The 18,561-nt window shown below is 73.2% G+C and carries 6 protein-coding genes and 1 pseudogene; 5 read left to right on the forward strand and 2 right to left on the reverse strand.

Annotated features, from left to right (window positions below; all coding sequences use genetic code 11):
- Positions 1 to 62 precede the first annotated feature (62 nt).
- The 3 genes from PH203_RS32160 to PH203_RS32170 all read left to right on the forward strand — a co-directional run bounded on the left by PH203_RS32160 (position 63) and on the right by PH203_RS32170 (position 12,746).
- Entirely contained in the window at positions 63 to 3,293 is a 3,231-nt protein-coding gene (locus PH203_RS32160; protein ID WP_289924437.1) for an amino acid adenylation domain-containing protein, read from the forward strand.
- A complete protein-coding gene (locus PH203_RS32165) occupies positions 3,290 to 9,595 on the forward strand; it encodes a non-ribosomal peptide synthetase (RefSeq protein ID WP_289924438.1) in 6,306 nt (2,101 codons plus the stop codon). The genes PH203_RS32160 and PH203_RS32165 overlap by 4 nt, the downstream gene beginning before the upstream one ends.
- Before the next feature lie 172 nt (positions 9,596 to 9,767).
- Positions 9,768 to 12,746: an AfsR/SARP family transcriptional regulator gene (locus PH203_RS32170; RefSeq protein WP_289924440.1), complete on the forward strand. Its 2,979-nt coding sequence runs from the start codon at positions 9,768 to 9,770 to the stop codon at positions 12,744 to 12,746.
- A 372-nt stretch (positions 12,747 to 13,118) separates the two neighbouring features.
- On the opposite strand, the gene PH203_RS32175 is transcribed toward PH203_RS32170, so the two are convergent.
- Positions 13,119 to 13,343, reverse strand: coding sequence for a hypothetical protein (locus PH203_RS32175; protein WP_289924442.1), 225 nt, complete (start codon positions 13,341 to 13,343; stop codon positions 13,119 to 13,121).
- A 253-nt stretch (positions 13,344 to 13,596) separates the two neighbouring features.
- Between PH203_RS32175 and PH203_RS32180 the strand changes: the two genes are divergently transcribed.
- On the forward strand, positions 13,597 to 15,411 hold the full coding sequence (locus PH203_RS32180; RefSeq protein WP_289924444.1) for a BTAD domain-containing putative transcriptional regulator: 1,815 nt from the start codon (positions 13,597 to 13,599) through the stop codon (positions 15,409 to 15,411).
- Positions 15,412 to 15,467: 56 nt separating this feature from the next.
- On the opposite strand, the pseudogene PH203_RS32185 reads toward PH203_RS32180, so the two are convergent.
- Positions 15,468 to 16,010 (reverse strand): annotated as a pseudogene (locus PH203_RS32185) (LysR substrate-binding domain-containing protein); the annotation flags it as partial.
- A gap of 302 nt (positions 16,011 to 16,312) precedes the next feature.
- Here PH203_RS32185 and PH203_RS32190 point away from each other — a divergent pair.
- Entirely contained in the window at positions 16,313 to 18,505 is a 2,193-nt protein-coding gene (locus PH203_RS32190; RefSeq protein WP_289924446.1) for a DEAD/DEAH box helicase, read from the forward strand.
- The last annotated feature ends 56 nt before the right edge of the window (positions 18,506 to 18,561 follow it).

The raw sequence follows: 18,561 nt of genomic DNA on the forward strand, positions 1-18,561 counted from the left end.
CCCGACGCGAGCAGCACATCAGCTGACCGCCGTAACCGACGCCCGACTCCTGGGGAAGCACCGTGACATCTCTGACCCGCCTGCCGCTGTCCGCGGCGCAGACCGGTATCTGGTTCGCGCACCACATGGATCCGACCGGCCATGCGTACAACATCTCCGAGTACGTGGAGATCAACGGCCCGGTGCGGCCCGATCTCTTCGACGAGGCCTGGCGGCACACGATCGACGAGGTGGAGACGCTGCGGGTGCACGCGCTCGCCGAGGACGGCGACGGTTCGCTGTGGCAGCTGCTGCACAGCGCCCCCGAACGCGGCCTGGAACACGTGGACGTCTCGGTGGCCGCCGACCCGCACGCCGCGGCCATGGAGTGGATCCACCGCGACCTCGGCACGGCCATGGACCTCACCCGGGGCGGCCTGTGCACCTTCGCGCTGCTGCGCCTGGCCGCCGACCGCTTCCACTACTACCAGCGCGTCCACCATGTGCTGATCGACGGCTACGGCGGCTCCCTGATCTCCCGCAAGGTCGCCCGCAGATACACCGAACTGGTCACGGGCGAACTGCCGGAGGACGGCGTCGAACCGTCCGCGTCCCTCGCCGAACTCCTCGACGAGCAGACGGCGTACCGGGCCGGCGAGGCCTTTGATGCCGACCGCGCCTTCTGGCAGCGGGAGTTGACGGACCTGCCGGCCCCCGCCCGCCTCCACGACCAGATCGCCTGCCCCGAGCCCGGCCCCGCCGACCCCGGAGCCGTGCACATCCGGCGCAGCACGCACCGCCCGCAGGAGTTCGCCGACCGGCTCGCCGACGCGGCCCGTGCCGTGCGCACCCGCTGGCCGGTCCTGGTCATCGCCGCGGCCGCGGCCTTCGTGCACCGCAGCACCGGCGCCCGCGAGGTGGTCCTCGGACTGCCCGTCGCCTGCCGCGACTCCGCGGTGCTGCGCAGCACCCCGGGTCTGGCCTCCAACGTGGTGCCGCTGCGCATCCCCGTCAGCCCCGAGGACAGCTTCGCCGAGCTCGTGCCGAAGGTCACCGCCCGTACCCGCCAGGTGCTCAAGCACCAGCGGTACCGCTACGAGGACATGCGCCGAGATCTGGGCCTGACCGACGGCGACGCGGGACTCACCGGCCCGGTCGTCAACATCATGGCGTTCCCGTACCGGCTCGACTTCGCGGGCCTGCCCGCCACCGCGCACAACCTGGCGCTCGGCCCCGTCGACGACCTCTCCATAGCCGTCTACGACCGCGGTGACGGCAGCGGTCTGCGCTTCGACTTCGACGGCAACCCCGAGCGGTACGCGGCAGGCGGCCTCGACGGCTGCCAGGACCGGTTCCTGCGTTTCCTGGAGCGGATCACCGAGCGGCCCGCCGCGCCGCTCGGTCGGATCGACCTGCTCGGCGCCGAGGAGACGCGCCGGGTGACCGCCGACTGGAACGCCACCGAAGGCCCTGTTCCGGACGGCTCCCTCGCGCGGCTCTTCGAGGAGCAGGCGGCCCGCGCCCCGGACGCGATCGCCGTGGCCGCGGACGACATGGAGCTGACCTACGCGGAGCTCGACGCCCGCGCCGACTCCGTCGCCCACCGGCTCATCGAGCACGGCGTCGGCGCCGAGACCCCGGTCGCCGTACTCCTCGAGCGCTCCCCGGCGGTGGTCGTCGCCACGCTCGCCGTGCTCAAGGCCGGCGGCACCTACGTCCCCCTGCACTCCGGCTACCCGGCCGAGCGCATCGCCTGGGTGCTCGGCGACATCGGCGCCCCGGTGCTGATCTCCGACCGCCCGGACGCCGAACTGCCCTTCGCCGAGGGCCGGGTGGTGCTGCGCGTGCCCGAGAGCGCGGGCGCCGCTGCCGAGCGCTTCGGTACCGCTCCCCGCCCCGGCCGCAGCGTGTCGCCCCGGCAGCTCGCGTACATCATGTACACCTCGGGCTCGACCGGCGTCCCCAAGGGCGTCGCCGTCGAGCAGCGCGACGTCGTGGCGTTCAGCGCCGATCCGCGCTGGCGCGGTGGCGCCCACGACCGTCTCCTGATGCACTCCCCGCACGCCTTCGACGCTTCCACGTACGAGCTGTGGGTGCCGCTGCTCTCCGGCGGCACGGTCGTCGTCGCGCCCGCCGCGGGCCTGGACGCCGCGAAGCTGCGTGAGCTGTCCGCCCGGCACGGCGTCACCAGCGCGTTCCTCACCGCCGCGCTCTTCAATCTGATCGCCACCGAGGACCCGGGCGCGTTCGCGGGTCTGCGCGCGGTCATCACCGGCGGCGAGGCGGCCGCGCCCGCCTCGTTGCGCCGGGTCCGCGAGGCCTGCCCCGGCCTCGAACTGGTCAATGGCTACGGGCCGACGGAGACGACGACGTTCGCGGCCTGCCACACCATGGACCGGATCGACGAACTCCCGCCGATCGGCGCCCCGATGCAGAACATGCGGGCCTACGTCCTCGACAGCGCACTGCGACCGGTGCCGGTGGGTGTCAACGGCGAGCTGTACCTCGCCGGTACGGGGCTCGCGCGCGGTTATGCGGGCCGTCCCGTCCTGACGGCCGAGCGCTTCGTGGCCTGTCCGTTCGGCGCTCCGGGCGGGCGGATGTACCGGACCGGGGATGTGGTGCGGTGGCGGGCGGACGGGGTCCTCGAATACCTCGGGCGCGGCGACGACCAGGTGAAGATCCGCGGCTTCAGGATCGAACTCGGCGAGATCGAGGCCGCGTTGGGCGCGGTGCCCGGCGTGGACCAGGCCGCCGTCGTGGTCCGCGCGGACGGGCCCGGAGCACAGCGGCTCGTGGGGTACGCCGTCGGCGCCGGACTCGACCCGCACACCCTCCGCGAGACGCTGGCGGGGACCCTGCCGGAGTTCATGGTGCCGCAGGCCGTGGTCATCCTCGACGCCCTGCCGCGCACCGCGAACGACAAGCTCGACCGAGCCGCACTCCCCGCGCCGGAGCTCACCGGGACCGGAACAGGCCGCGCCCCCGCCACACCCGCCGAACAGGCCTTCACCGCCGCCTTCGCCGAGGTGCTCGACGTTCCCCGCGTCACCGTGGAGGACGGCTTCTTCGACCTGGGCGGCGACAGCATCCTCGCCCTGCGCGTGGTCACCCTGGTCCGGGCCGCGGGCTTCGAGATCAGCGCCCGCGACGTCTTCCGGCTGCGCACCCCTGAGGCCCTCGCCGCGGCCGCCCGGCCGGTGGACCCGGCCGCCGTCGCCTTCGACGACGACACCCCGCTGCTGGACCTCGACGACGACGAACTCGCCCTGCTCACCGCGGGCCTGACCGCCGAGGCCGGTGAGACGCGATGAGCGCACTGCCCCCCGGTGTCGCCGACCTCCTCCCGCTCACGCCGCTGCAGGAGGGCTTCCTGCTGCACGCCGCCCAGAACGAGCCGGGCTCCGTCGACGTCTACGCCACCCAGATCCGCGTAGACCTCGACGGGCCCCTCGACCCGGCACGGCTGCACACCGCCGCCCGCGCTGTGCTGGCCCGGCACAGCGCCCTGCGCGCATCGTTCCGCCACCACGGCCTGAAGCGTCCGGTGCAACTGGTGCACAAGGACGTACAACTACCGTGGGTTCAGCACGACTTGACGGGTCTGGCGGAGTCCGGACGCGAGGACGCCGCGCTGCGGCACGCGGCTGATGAACGCAGCCGCGGCTTCGACCTCACCACTGCGCCACTGCTGCGCTTCGCCGTGCTGCGCCTCGCGGAGCGGCACCACCGGATCGTCGTCACCGTGCACCACATCCTGTGGGACGGCTGGTCGGTGCCCGTGGTCCTCGCCGAACTCTTCCGGCTGTACGCCTCGGGGGAGCATGCCGCCCTGCCGCCCGCCCCGCCCTTCCGTACCTTCCTCGCCTGGCACAGGGCTCAGGACCGCGCAGGCGCGGAACAGGCCTGGGTGGCGGCCCTCGACGGGCTCCAAGGGCCGACGCTGTACGCCCCGCAGGCGGCCGAGCTGCCGGCGGTGCTCCAGCGCGAAGCCCGCGCCGAGGTGCCCGCCGAGGTCGTGGCAGGGCTCGCCGAGGCGGGCCGCGCGGGCGGCTTCACCCTCAACACCGCGGTCCAGTTCGCCTGGGGACTGCTCCTGTCCCGGCTCACCGGCAGCGACGACGTGGTGTTCGGCGGGACGGTCTCGGGACGGCCGCCCCAGCTGCCTGGCGTGGACCGGATGGTCGGCATGCTGCTCAACACCCTGCCGGTGCGCGTACGCCTCGACGCGGCCGAGCCGGCCGCGCGGGCGCTCACCCGGCTGCAGCGCGAACAGGCCGAGCTCCTCGACCACCAGCACCTCGCCCTGACCGCCGTGCAGAAGCAGGCGGGCCACGGCCCGCTCTTCGACACGACCACGGTCTTCCAGAACTTCCCGGTCGACTACGCGGCGATCGCCGCCCCGCTCACCGAGGCGGGACTGACCCTCGTGGACGCGGCCGTCGCCGACTCCACCCATTACCCGCTCCGGCTCGCCGCCACCCTGGACGACGGCGCCCTCGACCTGCGGCTCGGCCACCGGCCCGACCTGATCCCCGACGCCGAGGCCCGGCTGCTGCTCGACCGGCTGACCGGACTGCTCACCCAGATCTCCGGACAACCCGGTCTGCCCGTAGGCGAGTTGACGCTGCTCACACCGGGTGAGCACGAGACGGTGGTCGACCGCTGGAACGACACCGCGGGCCCGCGGCCCACGGGAACCCTCATCTCCCGCTTCGAGGAACAGGCCGACCGCACACCGGACGCCGTCGCGGTCGTCTTCGAGGGACGCGGCGTCAGCTACCGCGACCTCGACACCGCGGCGAACCGCCTCGCGCACCGCCTGCTCGCCCAGGGCGCGGGCCCCGACCGGCTGGTGGGCGTGGCCGTGCCGCGCTCCCTCGACCTGATCATCGCGCTGTACGCCGTCCTGAAGACCGGCGCCGCCTATCTCCCCGTGGACCCCGACTATCCGCTCGGACGCATCGCCCAACTGCTCGAGGACGGACGGCCGGTGTGCACGCTCACCACGACGGCCGTCGCCGAGCGGCTGCCGGCGGACGGCCGTGCGCTCCTGCTCGACGAGCCGGACCCGCAGGCGTACCCCGCGCACCGCCCCGCCGCGGCGGCCGGCCCGGCGGACACCGCGTATGTCATCTTCACCAGTGGCTCGACCGGCCGGCCCAAGGGCGTCGCCGTCCCGCACCAGGGCATCGTCAACCGCCTGGCGTGGATGCAGGACCGCTACGGACTGCGGCCCGGGGAACGGGTCCTGCAGAAGACCCCGGCCGGTTTCGACGTGTCCGTATGGGAGTTCTTCTGGCCACTTCTGTACGGTGCGACGCTGGTCGTCGCCCGTCCGGAGGGGCATCGCGACCCCGAGTATCTCGCCGGGCTGATCCGGGACGAACAGGTCACCACCGTGCACTTCGTGCCCTCGATGCTGGGCGCCTTCCTCGGTGACCCGGCGGCCGCGGCCTGTACGGGGCTGCGCCGGGTGGTGTGCAGCGGCGAGGCGCTGCCCGCGGAGCTCGCGCGGCGGTTCTTCGAGGTGCTGCCCGGAGTGGAACTGCACAACCTGTACGGGCCGACGGAAGCCTCGGTGGACGTCACGGCCTGGGAGTGCCGGCCCGCGCGGGAAGAGCGGTCCGTGCCGATCGGAGCGCCGATCCGCAATGTGCGCACCTATGTGCTCGACGCCGCGCTGCGGCCCGCTCCGGTGGGCGTGGCGGGGGAGTTGTACCTCGCCGGAGTCCAGCTGGCCCGCGGCTATGTGGGCCGTCCCGTCCTGACGGCCGAGCGCTTCGTGGCCTGTCCGTTCGGCGCTCCGGGCGAGCGGATGTACCGGACCGGGGATGTGGTGCGGTGGCGGGCGGACGGGGTCCTCGAATACCTCGGGCGCAGCGACCACCAGGTGAAGATCCGCGGGCTGCGGATCGAACTCGGCGAGGTCGAGACGGCCCTCGCGCAGGCCGCGGGGAGCGCGCAGTGCGTGGTCGTGGTACGCGAAGACCGGCCCGGCGTACAGCAGTTGACCGGGTACGTCGCCGGGTCCGCGCGCGACCCGCGGGCCATCCGTACGGCCATGGCGAACACGCTGCCCGACTACATGGTGCCGCAGACGGTCGTGCTGCTCGACGCGCTGCCGCTGACGCCCAACGGCAAGGTGGACCGGGCCGCGCTGCCCGCGCCCGAGCAGCCGGCCGCCGCGCGTCGCCGCGCCCCCGGCACCGACGCCGAGCGGGTGTTCGTGGAGGTCTTCGAAGAGGTCCTCGGGCTGACCGGGGTGTCGGCCGAGGACGGCTTCTTCGACCGGGGCGGCGACAGCATCCTCGCCATGCGTGTGGTCTCCCTCGCCCGAGGGCGGGGCCTGGAGATCACCGCACGCGAGGTCTTCCGGCTGCACACGCCCGAGGCGCTCGCCGCGGCCGCCCGTCCCGAGCGCGCCGGCCGGCCCACGGAACCGGCGACCGGCCCGGCGCCGCTGCCACCGGTGGCCCACGACGCGCTCGCCCAGGGCGCCCCGGTCGACGGCTTCCACCAGGCGGTCCTCCTCGAACTCCCGCCGCAGACCGATGACGCGGACCTCGTCCGCGCACTCGGCACCCTGCTCAACCGACACGACCTGCTCCGGGCACGCCTCGTGCGCGACAGCGACGGGCGCGTGACGGCTGGCGAGGCCGTGCCGGGCAGCGAGACCGTGGCGGGTGGCGGGGCCGTGCCGTGCAGCGAGACCGTGGCGGGCCCCGAGACCGTGGCGGGCCCCGAGACCCTGGCGGGTGGCGAGGCTGTGTCGGGCGGCGGGTGCGTCGCGGGCCCCGAGGTCGTCCTGGGCGACGGGTGCGTCGCGGGTCCCGAGGCCGTGCCGGTCGACGGGCGTGTGGCGGGCCCCGAGACCCTGGCGGGTGGCGAGGCTGTGCCGGGCGGCGGGTGGGTCGCGGGCCCCGAAGCCGTCCTGGGCGACGGGCGCGTCGCGGGTCCCGAGGCCGTGCCGGTCGACGGGCGCGTGCCGGGCCCCGAAGCTGTGCCGGGCAGCGAGGCTGTGCCGGGCAGCGAGACCGTGGTGGGTGGCGGGGCCGGAACGCGCGGCAAGGGCGGCATGGCCCGCATCCGCTACGAGATCGCCGCCCCCGGCACCACCGACCCCGCCGGCTGCTACCGCCGCGAGGACGCCTCGGCCTCCGTCGCCGCCGTGGCCGAAGCCGCCCGCGACCGGCTCGACCCCTGGTCCGGCGTCACGCTGCAGGCCGTACGGATCGGTTCCGACCGGCTGCTGCTGTGTGTCCATCACCTCATGGTGGACGGCGTCTCCTGGCGCGCCCTGCTGCCGGACCTGGTCGCCGCCGTATACGACCCGGACGCGCTCGCCCCCGTCCCCACGCCGTATCGCGCCTGGGCCCTCGATCTGCAACGGCGTGCCGCCGACGGGGCCTGGCGGCACGAGCTCGGCCGCTGGACCGAGGTCCTCGACGGCGCCGGTGAACCCCCGCTCGGTGAGCGCCGCACGGACCCGGCCCGGGACAGCGCCGCCACCGCCCGGCACACCAGGATCACGGTGCCGCCGCACATCGCGGGACCGCTGCTCGGCGAGGTGCCGGGCGCGTTCCACTGCCGCCCCGACGAACTGCTGCTCACCGCTCTCGCCAGGGCTGTCGCCGCGTGGCGGGTCCGGTACGGCGGCGCGGACCACGACGCCCCCGTGCTCGTCGACATCGAAGGCCACGGCCGCGACGGCGACCTCGATCTGTCCCGTACGGTCGGCTGGTTCACCAGCGTTCACCCGGTCCGCGTCACCGGCCACGGCGGCACCGCGGCCGCCGCGGTGAAGCAGGTCAAGGAGGAGCTGCGGGCCCACGCCGGACCCGGCTTCGGAGCGCTGCGCCATTACGACCCGCACGGGGGCGCGGCGCTCGCGGACCTGCCCGGCCCGCAGATCCTCTTCAACTACCTGGGCCGGATCGGCGCCGAGGACATCGCCCCCGGCTGGCGTGTCCTCAGCGGCGACGAACTGCCGTACGGACGCGGCCCCGGGATGCCCCTGCGGCATGCTCTGGAACTGAACGTCCACAGCGACGGGCAGTACCTGCACGCGCTGTGCACCACCGCGTCCGGAGTGCTCACCGACGCGCAGACCGCCGAGCTGATGGACCTGTGGCAGTCGGAGCTGGCCGCGCTCGCCGCGCTCGCCGACCAGCCCGGCGCGGGCGGCCGCAGCCCTTCGGACCTGCCGCTGCTCGACCTCACGCAGGAGGAGATCGAGAGAATCGAGCAGGTGGCCCCCGGCCTCACCGAGATCCTCCCGGTCACCGCCCTGCAGGAGGGCTTCCTCTTCTACGCCGAGCAGGCGCGGGGCCGTGCCGACGGCATCGACGTGTACACCAATCAGGTACGGCTCGATCTCGAGGGCCCGGTGGACAGTGCCGCCCTGCTCGCCGCGGGCGAGCGGCTGCTCGCCCGGCACACGGCGCTGCGCTCGTCCTTCCGGACCACGCCGCGCGGCACCGCCGTGCAGACGGTCCACCGCGAAGCGGCCCTGCCCTGGGCGGAGATCGACCTGTCAGGCCGCCCGGCCGACGACCAGGCCGCCGAAGCGGCACTCATCGCCGAGGGCGACCGGGTGCGCCCCTTCGACATGACCAGGCCCCCGCTGCTGCGGCTCACCCTGATCCGCTTCGGAGCGCACCGCCACCGCCTGGTGCTGACCGGTCACCACATCATCTGGGACGGATGGTCCACGCCCGTGCTGGTCGGCGAACTGCTGCGGCTGTGGGCCGACGGCCGCGCGGCCGCCCTGCCCAGGCCCGTACCGCACCGCGAGCACCTGCGGTGGCTGTCCGGCCAGGACGAGGCCGCCGCGGAGCGGGCCTGGGCCGCCTATCTGGCCGGTGACGCGCAGCCGTTGCTCGTCGCGCCCGAGTCCGAGCACCGTGCGGCCGTGCTGCAGCACACGCTCGAGGAGGAGCTGCCGGCAGCCGTGACCGCGGAACTCACCGAACGGCTGAGGCCGCACGGCGTCACGCTCAACACGGCCCTCGAGTTCGCCTGGGGCCTGGTGCTGGCCCGGACGACCGGTCGCGACGACGTCCTGTTCGGCACCACCGTCTCGGGCCGGCCTCCCGAACTGGCGGGCTCCGAGCGGATGGTGGGGCTCTTCGTGAACACCGTCCCGGTGCGCATCCGGGTACCCGCCGAGGCGAGACTGATCGACGCCCTGGTCCGCGCCCAGGACGAACGCGCCGACCTGCTCGACCATCTGCATCTGGGGCTCGGCAGGATTCAGCGCCCGACCGGACACGCGCGGCTGTTCGACACCACGACCATGCTCGTCAACTACCCCTTCGACACGGCGGCCCTGAACCCCGCCGGCGCCCGGGCAGAGGTCACCGGCTTCGGTCTCGACGACGCCACCCACTACCCCCTGCGCCTGGTGGCCGTACCTCAGCGGGACGGCGGGCTCGCCGTACGCCTTGGACACCGGCCCGATGTGGTGCCGCGTGAGGAGGCGGCGGCGTATCTCGAACGGACGCTGCGGGCCCTTGCCGAACTGGCCCGGGATCCCGGCCGGCCGGCCGGGCAGGTGGACCTGCTGAGCGAGCGGGAGAGAGCGATGCTCCTGTCGCAGTGGGGAGGCTACTGACCGCAACGAGTGATCCCCCCTTCACCGAGCGTGCCGAGAGGCCCGGTCGCCCTTCCGGTGTGCCATGTGACCGGCGCGTAGCGTGAGTTTTCCTGTTCGACATTTGTCATGCCCGGGTGGCGGACACACAATGATCATCGGGACTGCACACCTGGGGGAGGTGAGCGGGGGGATGCCACCTCGCCTGATGTTTCAGCTGCTCGGCGCATTGAAGGTCTGCGCCGACGACCGGCAGCTGCCGATCCGCAGCGCACGCCAGCGCACAGTGCTCGTGATGCTCCTGCTCGCCCCCGGCCGGGTGGTCTCCGTCGACTCGCTGGCGGAGACCGTCTGGGACGGTGCCCCGCCGGCGACCGCGCGCAACCAGATCGCCATCTGCATCGCGGCGCTCAGGAAGACACTGCGCGAGGAAGCGGGCGTGGACGGCCTCATCGAGACCGCCCCGCCCGGCTACGTCCTGCATCCCGGGCACCACCGCATCGACCTGCTCGAGATGGAGGAGCTGGTCGCCCGCGCACGGCGGGCCGCGGAGGACGGCGAACACGCCGCCGCCGCCGAGCACTTCGAGCAGGCCCTCGCCCTGTGGCGCGGGCCCGTGCTCGACGGCATGACAGGGGAGGGGATCGACAGCACCGTCGCACGGCTCAGCGAACTGCGCCTCGACATCGCCGAGGAGTTCGCGGCCCAGCAGTTGCACCTCGCGGGCTATCGGAGGGTGATCGCCGACCTCGCGCCGCTCGTGGCCGAGCATCCGCTCCGTGAGGAGGCGCGGGCCCTGCTCATGCGGGCCTACCACCTCTCGGGGCGGCGGGCCGACGCCCTGGAGTGCTTCCGCGAGGGGCGGCGGATCCTGATCGACGAGCTCGGGATCGAGCCCGGCGGGAAACTGCAGGCACTGCACGGCGAAGTGCTCGCCGGATCCCCGGTTCAGGCGCGGACACCGCGTACCGAGCAGAAACAGGTGCCGCGTCAACTGCCGCGCCCTGCCGAGCGGTTCGTCGGCCGGTTGCCGGAGCTGAGGCAGCTCGACGGCCTCCTCGAGACCACCGGACCGCCCCTTGCGGTGCTCTGCGGCGTCGCGGGCGTAGGCAAGAGCGCGCTCGCCGTGCACTGGTCCGTCAAAGCGGCGGAACGTTTCTCCGATGGGCAGCTCTTCATCGACATGGCGGGCTTCCGCGAGCGTGGCGCGCCGGTGACCCCGCTCGCCGCGCTCGACCAGGCGCTGCGCGGACTCGGTCTGCCCGGCGTCGCGATCCCCGCCGAACTCCACGAGCGGGCCGCGCTCTACCGCAGCACCCTCGACGGCCGCCGGGTCCTGATCGTCCTCGACAACGTCGCCTCGCCCGACCAGGTCCGTCCGCTGCTGCCCGGCTCGGGCTCCAGCCGGGTGCTGATCACCAGTCGCGATCCGCTGTCCGCGCTGGTCGGTGAGTACGGTGCGCGGCGCATCGCGCTCAGCCGGATGACCGAGCGGGAGGCTCACGAGCTCCTGGTCAGCGTGATCGGCGCCGAACGCGTCGAGGCCGAACCCGAGTCCGCCCGCCGGCTCGCCGACCTCTGCGACCGGCTGCCGCTCGCGCTGCGTATCGTCGCCACCCGGCTGATCTCCGACTGGCGGGGCTCCCTGCGCCAGCTGGCGAGCCGGATGGAGGACCGGCGCGGCCGGCTCGACCTGCTCAGCCCCGACGAGGGCGGGCTCCGCTCCGGCGTCTGGCTCAGCTACCGGGAACTGTCGGTCAAGGCGGCCCGGCTCTACCGGCTCCTCGGCCAGCTCGCCGTACCCGACTTCCCGGCGTGGATCGGGGCCGCCGCTCTCGGCGTGGAACTGAGCGAGGCCGAGGGCCTGCTGCGGCAGCTGGTCGGCGCGCAGCTCCTGGAGTTCAGCTCGGTACCGGAGCACACCGAGCCCCGCTTCCGCTTCCAGGACCTGCTGCGCCTGTATGCCTGGGAACGCTCCCAGGTCGAGGACCCCGAGCCGGTGCGCAGGGCGAGCCTGAAGCGGGTGCTTTCAGCGATGCTCGGGCTCGCGGATGAGGCGCATCGGCAGTTGTACGGCCCGGACGAGGCCCTCCCCGACGACCTCGACCGCACCCTGTGCGTACCGGCCGACACGGCCACGGAGCTGCTCGTCAATCCTGTCGACTGGATGGAATCGGAGCGCGAGTCCGCGTCGGCACTGATCCGGCAGGCGGCCGAGGGCGGTTTCGCCGCGTACGCCTGGGCCTTGACGGTTCGTCTGGTACCGCTCTTCGAAACCCGCAGCTACCTCGCGGACTGGCAGCGCAACGCCGAACTGGCCCTCGACTGCGCACGGGCGGCCGGTGATCTGCTGGGGGCCGGCACCATGCTCAGCAGCCTCGGAACCATCGGCATCTACCAGCGCCGGTATGCCGAGGCGCAGCGCCTGATCGGCGAGGCCGCGCAACTCCATGAGCGGTCCGGCTTCGTACAGGGACAGGCCATCACCCTGCGCAACCTCGCGGTGTGCGTGCGTTTCACCGGGGATCTGGAAGCCGCGGCGAAATACTGCACCGCCTCTTTGGAACTGTTCCGAACCGCCGGCGACCCGGTGGGACTTTCCTACGCCCTTGGCCTGCTCGCGCAGATCGAGCTGGATTCCGGATATCCGGAGCGTGCTGTTCAGCTCAGTAACCAGGCGATCGAGGCCAGTTATCAGGCGGGTTCCATCCGCAGCCGGACGCAGAATTTCTACCGTCTCGCCGAATCTCTGATCGGCGCCGATCGGTTGGACGAGGCGGAGCAGGTCTGTCAGGACGTGATCAGCCTCAGCCGGGGCCAGGGCGACAAAGTGGGTGAGACCTACGGCCTGTGCGCCCTCGGCGAGACCCACTGGCGGCAGGGCAGGACGAACCAGGCGCGTGCGGTTCTCGCGAGAGCCCTGCGGGCCACCGAGCTGATCGGGGACCGCTTCCTGCGCGCCCGCGTCGACACCAGCCTGGCCTGTATCGAGGCGCTCTGCGGCGCGGACTCCGCGCTGGGGCGGCTGGACCGGGCGCGGGAGGAGTTCCAGGCTCTCGACGCCGTCGTCTGGGAGCGCCGCACCAGGCGTCTGCGCACGGCCATCGACCATGGTCTGGACGGTTCCGCGGCGGACGCCACCCTCCTGGCACACCTCCTCAAGGGCCCCTGACCCGCAAGGCGCGGCCCGAATGTGCGCTCGGTCTCAGCGCCATGCCGTAAGCCCGGCGTGTCGTTGAGACTCGGGCAACACTTGCCGAGCGCCACACGGATTCGCCAACGGCGTCCGCCGAGCGGTGCGGCCGGTCGGCTTTCGCGGCGTCGCGGGTCGCGGCCGGGTTCGGCTCGGCGCGCCGGGGTCATGGCGGCCCGCGCCGCCCTGACCGGCTCGCGCAGCGGTGTGGAGCTTCGGCCCGGCCGGCCGGTCACGGACCATCCGGTCTGGCGCGGTCCGGATGGCTGCACCACTCGGCGGGACGCCACCCGCGCCGAGGGGGACCCGGCCGGACCGTGCCGCCGGGTCCCCCGCTCGACCGACGATGAATCAGTTCCAGGGGAGGTCGCCGTCGAGCGTGTCCTCCGCGAGGTCACCGACCTCGGCGACGCGATCGAGCGCAAAGCTCAGCGGTCTTTCGATCCCGGCCCCGCTGACCTCCGCACTCTGCAGACCCCCGTTGTCCTCCGCGTGAGCCGTACCGGCCAGCAGCAGCGTGTGCAGGGCGGCGGTGGCGATGAAGGCGCCTGCTGCGAGTTTGTGGGACTTGCGCATCGTCAGTTTCCTCTGTTTGCGGGTACCTGCTTGCTTTCTCGAGGCAGACATTAGTGATCTGCGTTGTCGCCTCAATTTCTCCTCTCTTTCGCCTCCGAATGGCGACGCGAAATCTGACCGAAAGCCCCCTTCCGTACGGTCCATGACGACCATCGGCCGCTTGCTGAGCGGCTGCGTCATCCCGACCAGATGCGCGCGAACCGTGCGCCGGAAACGGACGATCGCTGTGATTGCTTGGACAACCACCGCCGACATGGCGGCAGGTGTACCCGCGCACCCCCGCACTCCCTCGCGTGAGGTGCCGACCCTGCAGTTCCGCCTGCTCGGCCCGGTCTCGGCGCAACGGCACGGCGAGCGGCTGCCGTTGTCCGGGACGAAGATCCACACAGTGCTCGCCGCCCTGCTGCTCGCAGGCGGCCGCACGGTCTCCGACGACCGCCTGAGCGACATGCTCTGGGGCGACACCCCGCCCTCCACGCACAGCGCGCAGATCTACACATACGTCTCCCGGTTGCGCAAGCACTTCGGCGGTGCGGCCGAGATCCTGCGGCAGGGCCCCGGCTATGTGCTGCACGCCGAGGCCGGGCAGACCGACCTCTTCACCTTCGAGTGGCTGCGGCGCAAGGGGCAGCAGGCCCTCGCGGAAGGCCGCCACCCGCAGGCGGCCCAACTGCTCGCGGACGCGCTCGCCTGCTTCACGGGCGACCCGCTGGACAACACCACCGAGCACCTCCTGCAGGCGGAACGCCCCCGCCTGGAGTCCCTGCGCACCGAGGTGCTCGAGCAGCGCATCGAAGCCGATCTCGCCTGCGGCCGCCATCGCACCCTGATCGCCGAACTGACCGCCCTGGTCGCCCGGTTCCCGATGGCCGAGCCACTGCGGGCGTACCTCATCACCGCGCTCTACCGCTCCTCCCACCAGGCCGAGGCCGTCCGGGTCTACGAGGAGGGCCGCCGGGTCCTCGACGAGCAGCTCGGTGTCGCACCCGGGCCGCAACTGAGCGAGGCGTATCTGACCATGCTGCGCGGCGAGCCCTTGCCGGTGCACGACAGACGGCCGGCGCTCCTGCCGCCCCGCGTCGGCTCGTTCACGGGACGCGCGGCCCAACTGTCCCGGCTGAGGCTGCTGTTGAGCGGCGCCGGTCAGGGCCGTCGCACCGTGCAGATCACCGGAATGTCCGGCAGCGGCAAATCGGCGCTCGCCGCCGAGGTGGCGCATGATCTCGCCGACGGCTTTCCCGACGGCGTGCTGCACGCCGTCCTGCAGGACGGGCAGGGCGCGCCCCGGCCGCTGACGGAGGTCGTCTCCGAACTCCTCCTCGACCTGGGCGACCAGAGCGCCTGGGGCGGTTCGGACCTCACGGAGCTCATCCGGCGCTACCGGGCCCGTACCGCACATGGCCGGCTGCTCGTCGTCCTCGACGGCGCGGGCTCGGACTCCAGGATCGCTCCTCTGCTGCCCGCCGACCCGGCCGCCGCCGCCCTGATCACCAGCCGGACCCGACTCGCCTCGGTGCCCGCCGTGCACACGGTGGCGCTGGGACCGATGTCCGACGAGGAAGGCCTCACCCTGCTGTCCGCGCTCGTCGGCCCGGCCCGGGTGGCGGCGGAGCCCGCCGCGGCCCGCGACGTGGTGCGCTACTGTGCGGGGCTTCCGCTGGCGCTGCGTATCGCCGGCGCCAGGCTCCTCGCTCACCCCCACTGGTCCCTCGACCGGATGTCGGCGCTCCTGCGCGAGCCGGCCGGCCGCCTGCAGGCGCTCTCGTACGGCGATGCCGACCTGCGACGCGTGCTGGGGCAGCCGCTGAACCAGCTGTGCCAGGCCACCAGGACCGCGCTGCCGTGGCTGGCCCGGCTGGGCCTCGGCCCGTTCACGGCCCGCCTCCTCGCGGATTCGACGGGCCTCGCCGAGACCCAGGCCCAGCGCGTTCTCGAGGAACTCGCCGACGCGGCCCTGCTCGACGCGGAGCCCTCGGCGGGCGAGGGCGTCCACCGGTACCGGTTCCATCCCCTGGTGCTGCTGCTCGCCGAATCCCTTCCATGCGACCGCCGATACGGACAGGGCTGACGTGCTGGATCGGCAACCCGTCAGACACCCGTCACCGCCCCGCACGCCTCCGCGCACCCCCGCACCGCTCGCGTGACGACCCCGCCCAGGGTGATCAGCGGGGCGTTGCCCTCGGCGACCAGGGCTTCGTACGTCTCCTCCGTGCCGGCGCGTTCGCCGAGGGCGAGCCGGTGGTCGCGCAGCGGTCCGGCGCTCTCGGGGAGGGCCGGGAACGGCTCGCCGGCCGGGTCGGCGAAGGTGAGCTCGGGACGGGCCGCGAGGGGGCGGGTGTCCGGGAGGGCGACCAGCCGGGGCTCCTCGACGACGGCCGTGCACCGGTAGCGGCCCGCGTCCGGCAGCGGCAGCCGGACGAGCGCGACGTCCACGTCCCCGTCCGCCGGCCCCGCGATGGGGTCCTCCCAGCTCACCTGGCGCACCCGCAGCACCGCGTCCGGGTGCGCGGCCGTGAAACGGGACCGGACGGCGGGCAGCAGCCGCCCGCGCCCCGGGCTGGTGCTCATCCCCACGACCAGCGTGCTGCGCTGCGCCGACGGGGCCGCCGCGCTCTCAGCCCATGTGTCCACCACCCGCCGGGCATGCGGCGACAGTGCCCTGCCTGCCTGCCTGCCTGCCTCCGCGAGCGCCACGCCGTGCCGGTCACGCCGGAACAGCTCCACCCGGGGCCGAGGTCAAGGCCCGTCTGTCGCAGGGGAGTTCGCCTGACCGAACAGGGTGCAGCTCTTCCGAAGGGAAGGTCAATGACTCGGCGTCAGCTTCTGCCGGCATGATCGCCGGCCATGGGCGATGTCTTTGTGCAGGCTGGTCCCATCGAGAACGTCGTCGGCCCCGCCTGTTGGCGGGGCCGACGACGTTTCGGGACCCGCGGGGGAGAATTGGGGCCGGTGCGAGAGGGGCGGGGCGCGTGGGGCGTGAGGAGCGGGACGTCGTCGCGAGGGGAGCGCGGCTGTACGAGGCTGCGCAGGCCGTGGTCGGGGATCACGGCAGGGCCGTCGAGGCGGTACGGGCGGCGCTGAAGCCGATCATGGACGCCGAGGTGAAGCGGGAGCTCGACGCCATCCCGATCGCCCGGCTGCGGGACGTCACCGAGGGGCGGCTGCAGCTGGGGGCCGTCGAGAAGAGCGGCCTTAACACGGTCGGACGGGTGCTCGAAGCGGGCTCCTACCGGCTCCTTCAGATCCCGGGCGTGGGCAAGCGGACCGTCGACCACATCCTCGGCGCGGCCGGCCGGCTCTCCGAGGCGGCGTACGAGACGGTGGCCGTCCATATCGACGTGGACCGGCCGGAGCCCCGTACGACCTCGCTGGTCATGGCCCTGCATGTGCTGGTGGAGGCGGGGCCGGAGGCCCGGCGGGCGGTGGATCGGGCCGTCGTCCTGGCGGAGCGGCTCGGTCCGTTGCTGGATGAGGCCCGGCCCGTCACCGGGCGCCTGCGGATGCTGCTGGCGGGCGGGGAGAAGCGGGCCCGTGCGCTCTCGGCGGTCGCCGGGATCCGGGCGGCGGCGGACGAGGCGGAGCGGGCCGGTCTGCCAGGGTTGCTCGCCCAGGCCTCCGTGGATCTGCTGCGGGGGCCCTCGACCGACATCGCGGCCTGGGTGGACTTCGAGCTGCGGTCCGCCGAGTACTACAGCCTGCTCGCCGAGATCTCCGAGCGGCCGCCCGACACGGCCGCCGCCGAGGGCTTTCTGCCGGACGAGATCGCCGAGCGGGTGCGGGGCCAGCAGCTCGACGACTCGCTGCGGCGGGTGTCCCTGCGCGGGTACCAGGCGTTCGGCGCACGGTTCGTCCTGGCGCAGCGCAAGGTGATCCTCGGGGACGAGATGGGGCTGGGCAAGACCATCCAGGCGATCGCCGTGCTGACCCACCTGGCCGCCGAGGGGCAGAGCCACTTCATGGTCGTGTGCCCGGCGGGTGTTCTCGTGAACTGGACGCGGGAGATCGAGGCGCGCAGCACGCTGCGCCCCTTCGTGCTGCACGGGCCCGACCGGCGCGAGGCGTTCGCCGACTGGAAGGGGCGCGGCGGGGTCGCGGTGACCACGTTCGACGCCCTGCGCGGTTTCCCGGTGCCGGGCGGCGGCGAGGTCGGACTGCTCGTCGTCGACGAGGCGCACGCCGTGAAGAACCCCAAGGCCAAGCGGTCCCAGACGGTCGCCCAGTGGGCGGAGCACTGCGAGCGCGCCCTGTTCATGACCGGAACCCCGATGGAGAACCGGGTCGGGGAGTTCCGCAACCTGGTCGGGATGCTCGACCGCGATCTCGGGGAGTCCCTGGGGGAGGGGAACGCGCCGGGCGGCTCGGTCGCCTTCCGCAAGGCCGTCGCCCCGGTCTATCTGCGCCGCAACCAGCAGGACGTACTGACGGAACTCCCCAGCCTCCAGCACACCGACGAGTGGGAGGAGCTCAGCGCCTCGGACGAGGATGCCTATCGCGACGCCGTGCGCGCCGGGAACTTCATGGCGATGCGCAGGGCCGCGTACGCACGCCCCGAGAAGTCGGCCAAGCTGGACCGGCTGCGGGAGATCGTCCGGGAGGCCGGCGAGAACGGGCAGAAGACGGTGGTCTTCTCGCTGTTCAAGGATGTGCTGGGGGCGGTGGAGGCGGCGCTCGCGGCAGAAGGCGAGAAGAGCACCGCCGACGGTGCGCGGGTGTTCGGCCCGCTGACCGGAAGCGTCCCGGCCGTGCGGCGGCAGCGGCTCGTCGACGACTTCGCCGCAGTCCCGGGACCGGCGGTGCTCCTGGCGCAGATCCAGGCGGCGGGCCTCGGCCTCAACATCCAGGCCGCCTCCGTCGTCGTCCTGTGCGAGCCCCAGATCAAGCCGACCCTCGAACACCAGGCGGTGGCCCGGGCCCACCGCATGGGGCAGGTCCGGCCGGTCAGTGTGCACCGCCTCCTCACCACCGGAGGAGTCGACGAACGCCTGGTGAAGCTGCTGGAGAACAAGACCCGCCTGTTCGACGTGTACGCCCGCCGCAGCGCCGTCGCCGAGGCCACCCCGGACGCGGTCGACGTCTCGGACATGGAGCTGGCCCGCCGGATCGTCGAGGAGGAACAGGCCCGGCTGGGCATGACGGACGGGGAGCGCGCGGCGCCCGGGTGAGGCGAGTTCCGCTTCCACGCCCCGGCGGAGCTGCTTCCGTGCCCCCGGCAAAGCTG

The organism is Streptomyces sp. S.PB5, from assembly GCF_030403745.1.
In the GTDB taxonomy this organism is placed as follows: Bacteria; Actinomycetota; Actinomycetes; order Streptomycetales; family Streptomycetaceae; genus Streptomyces.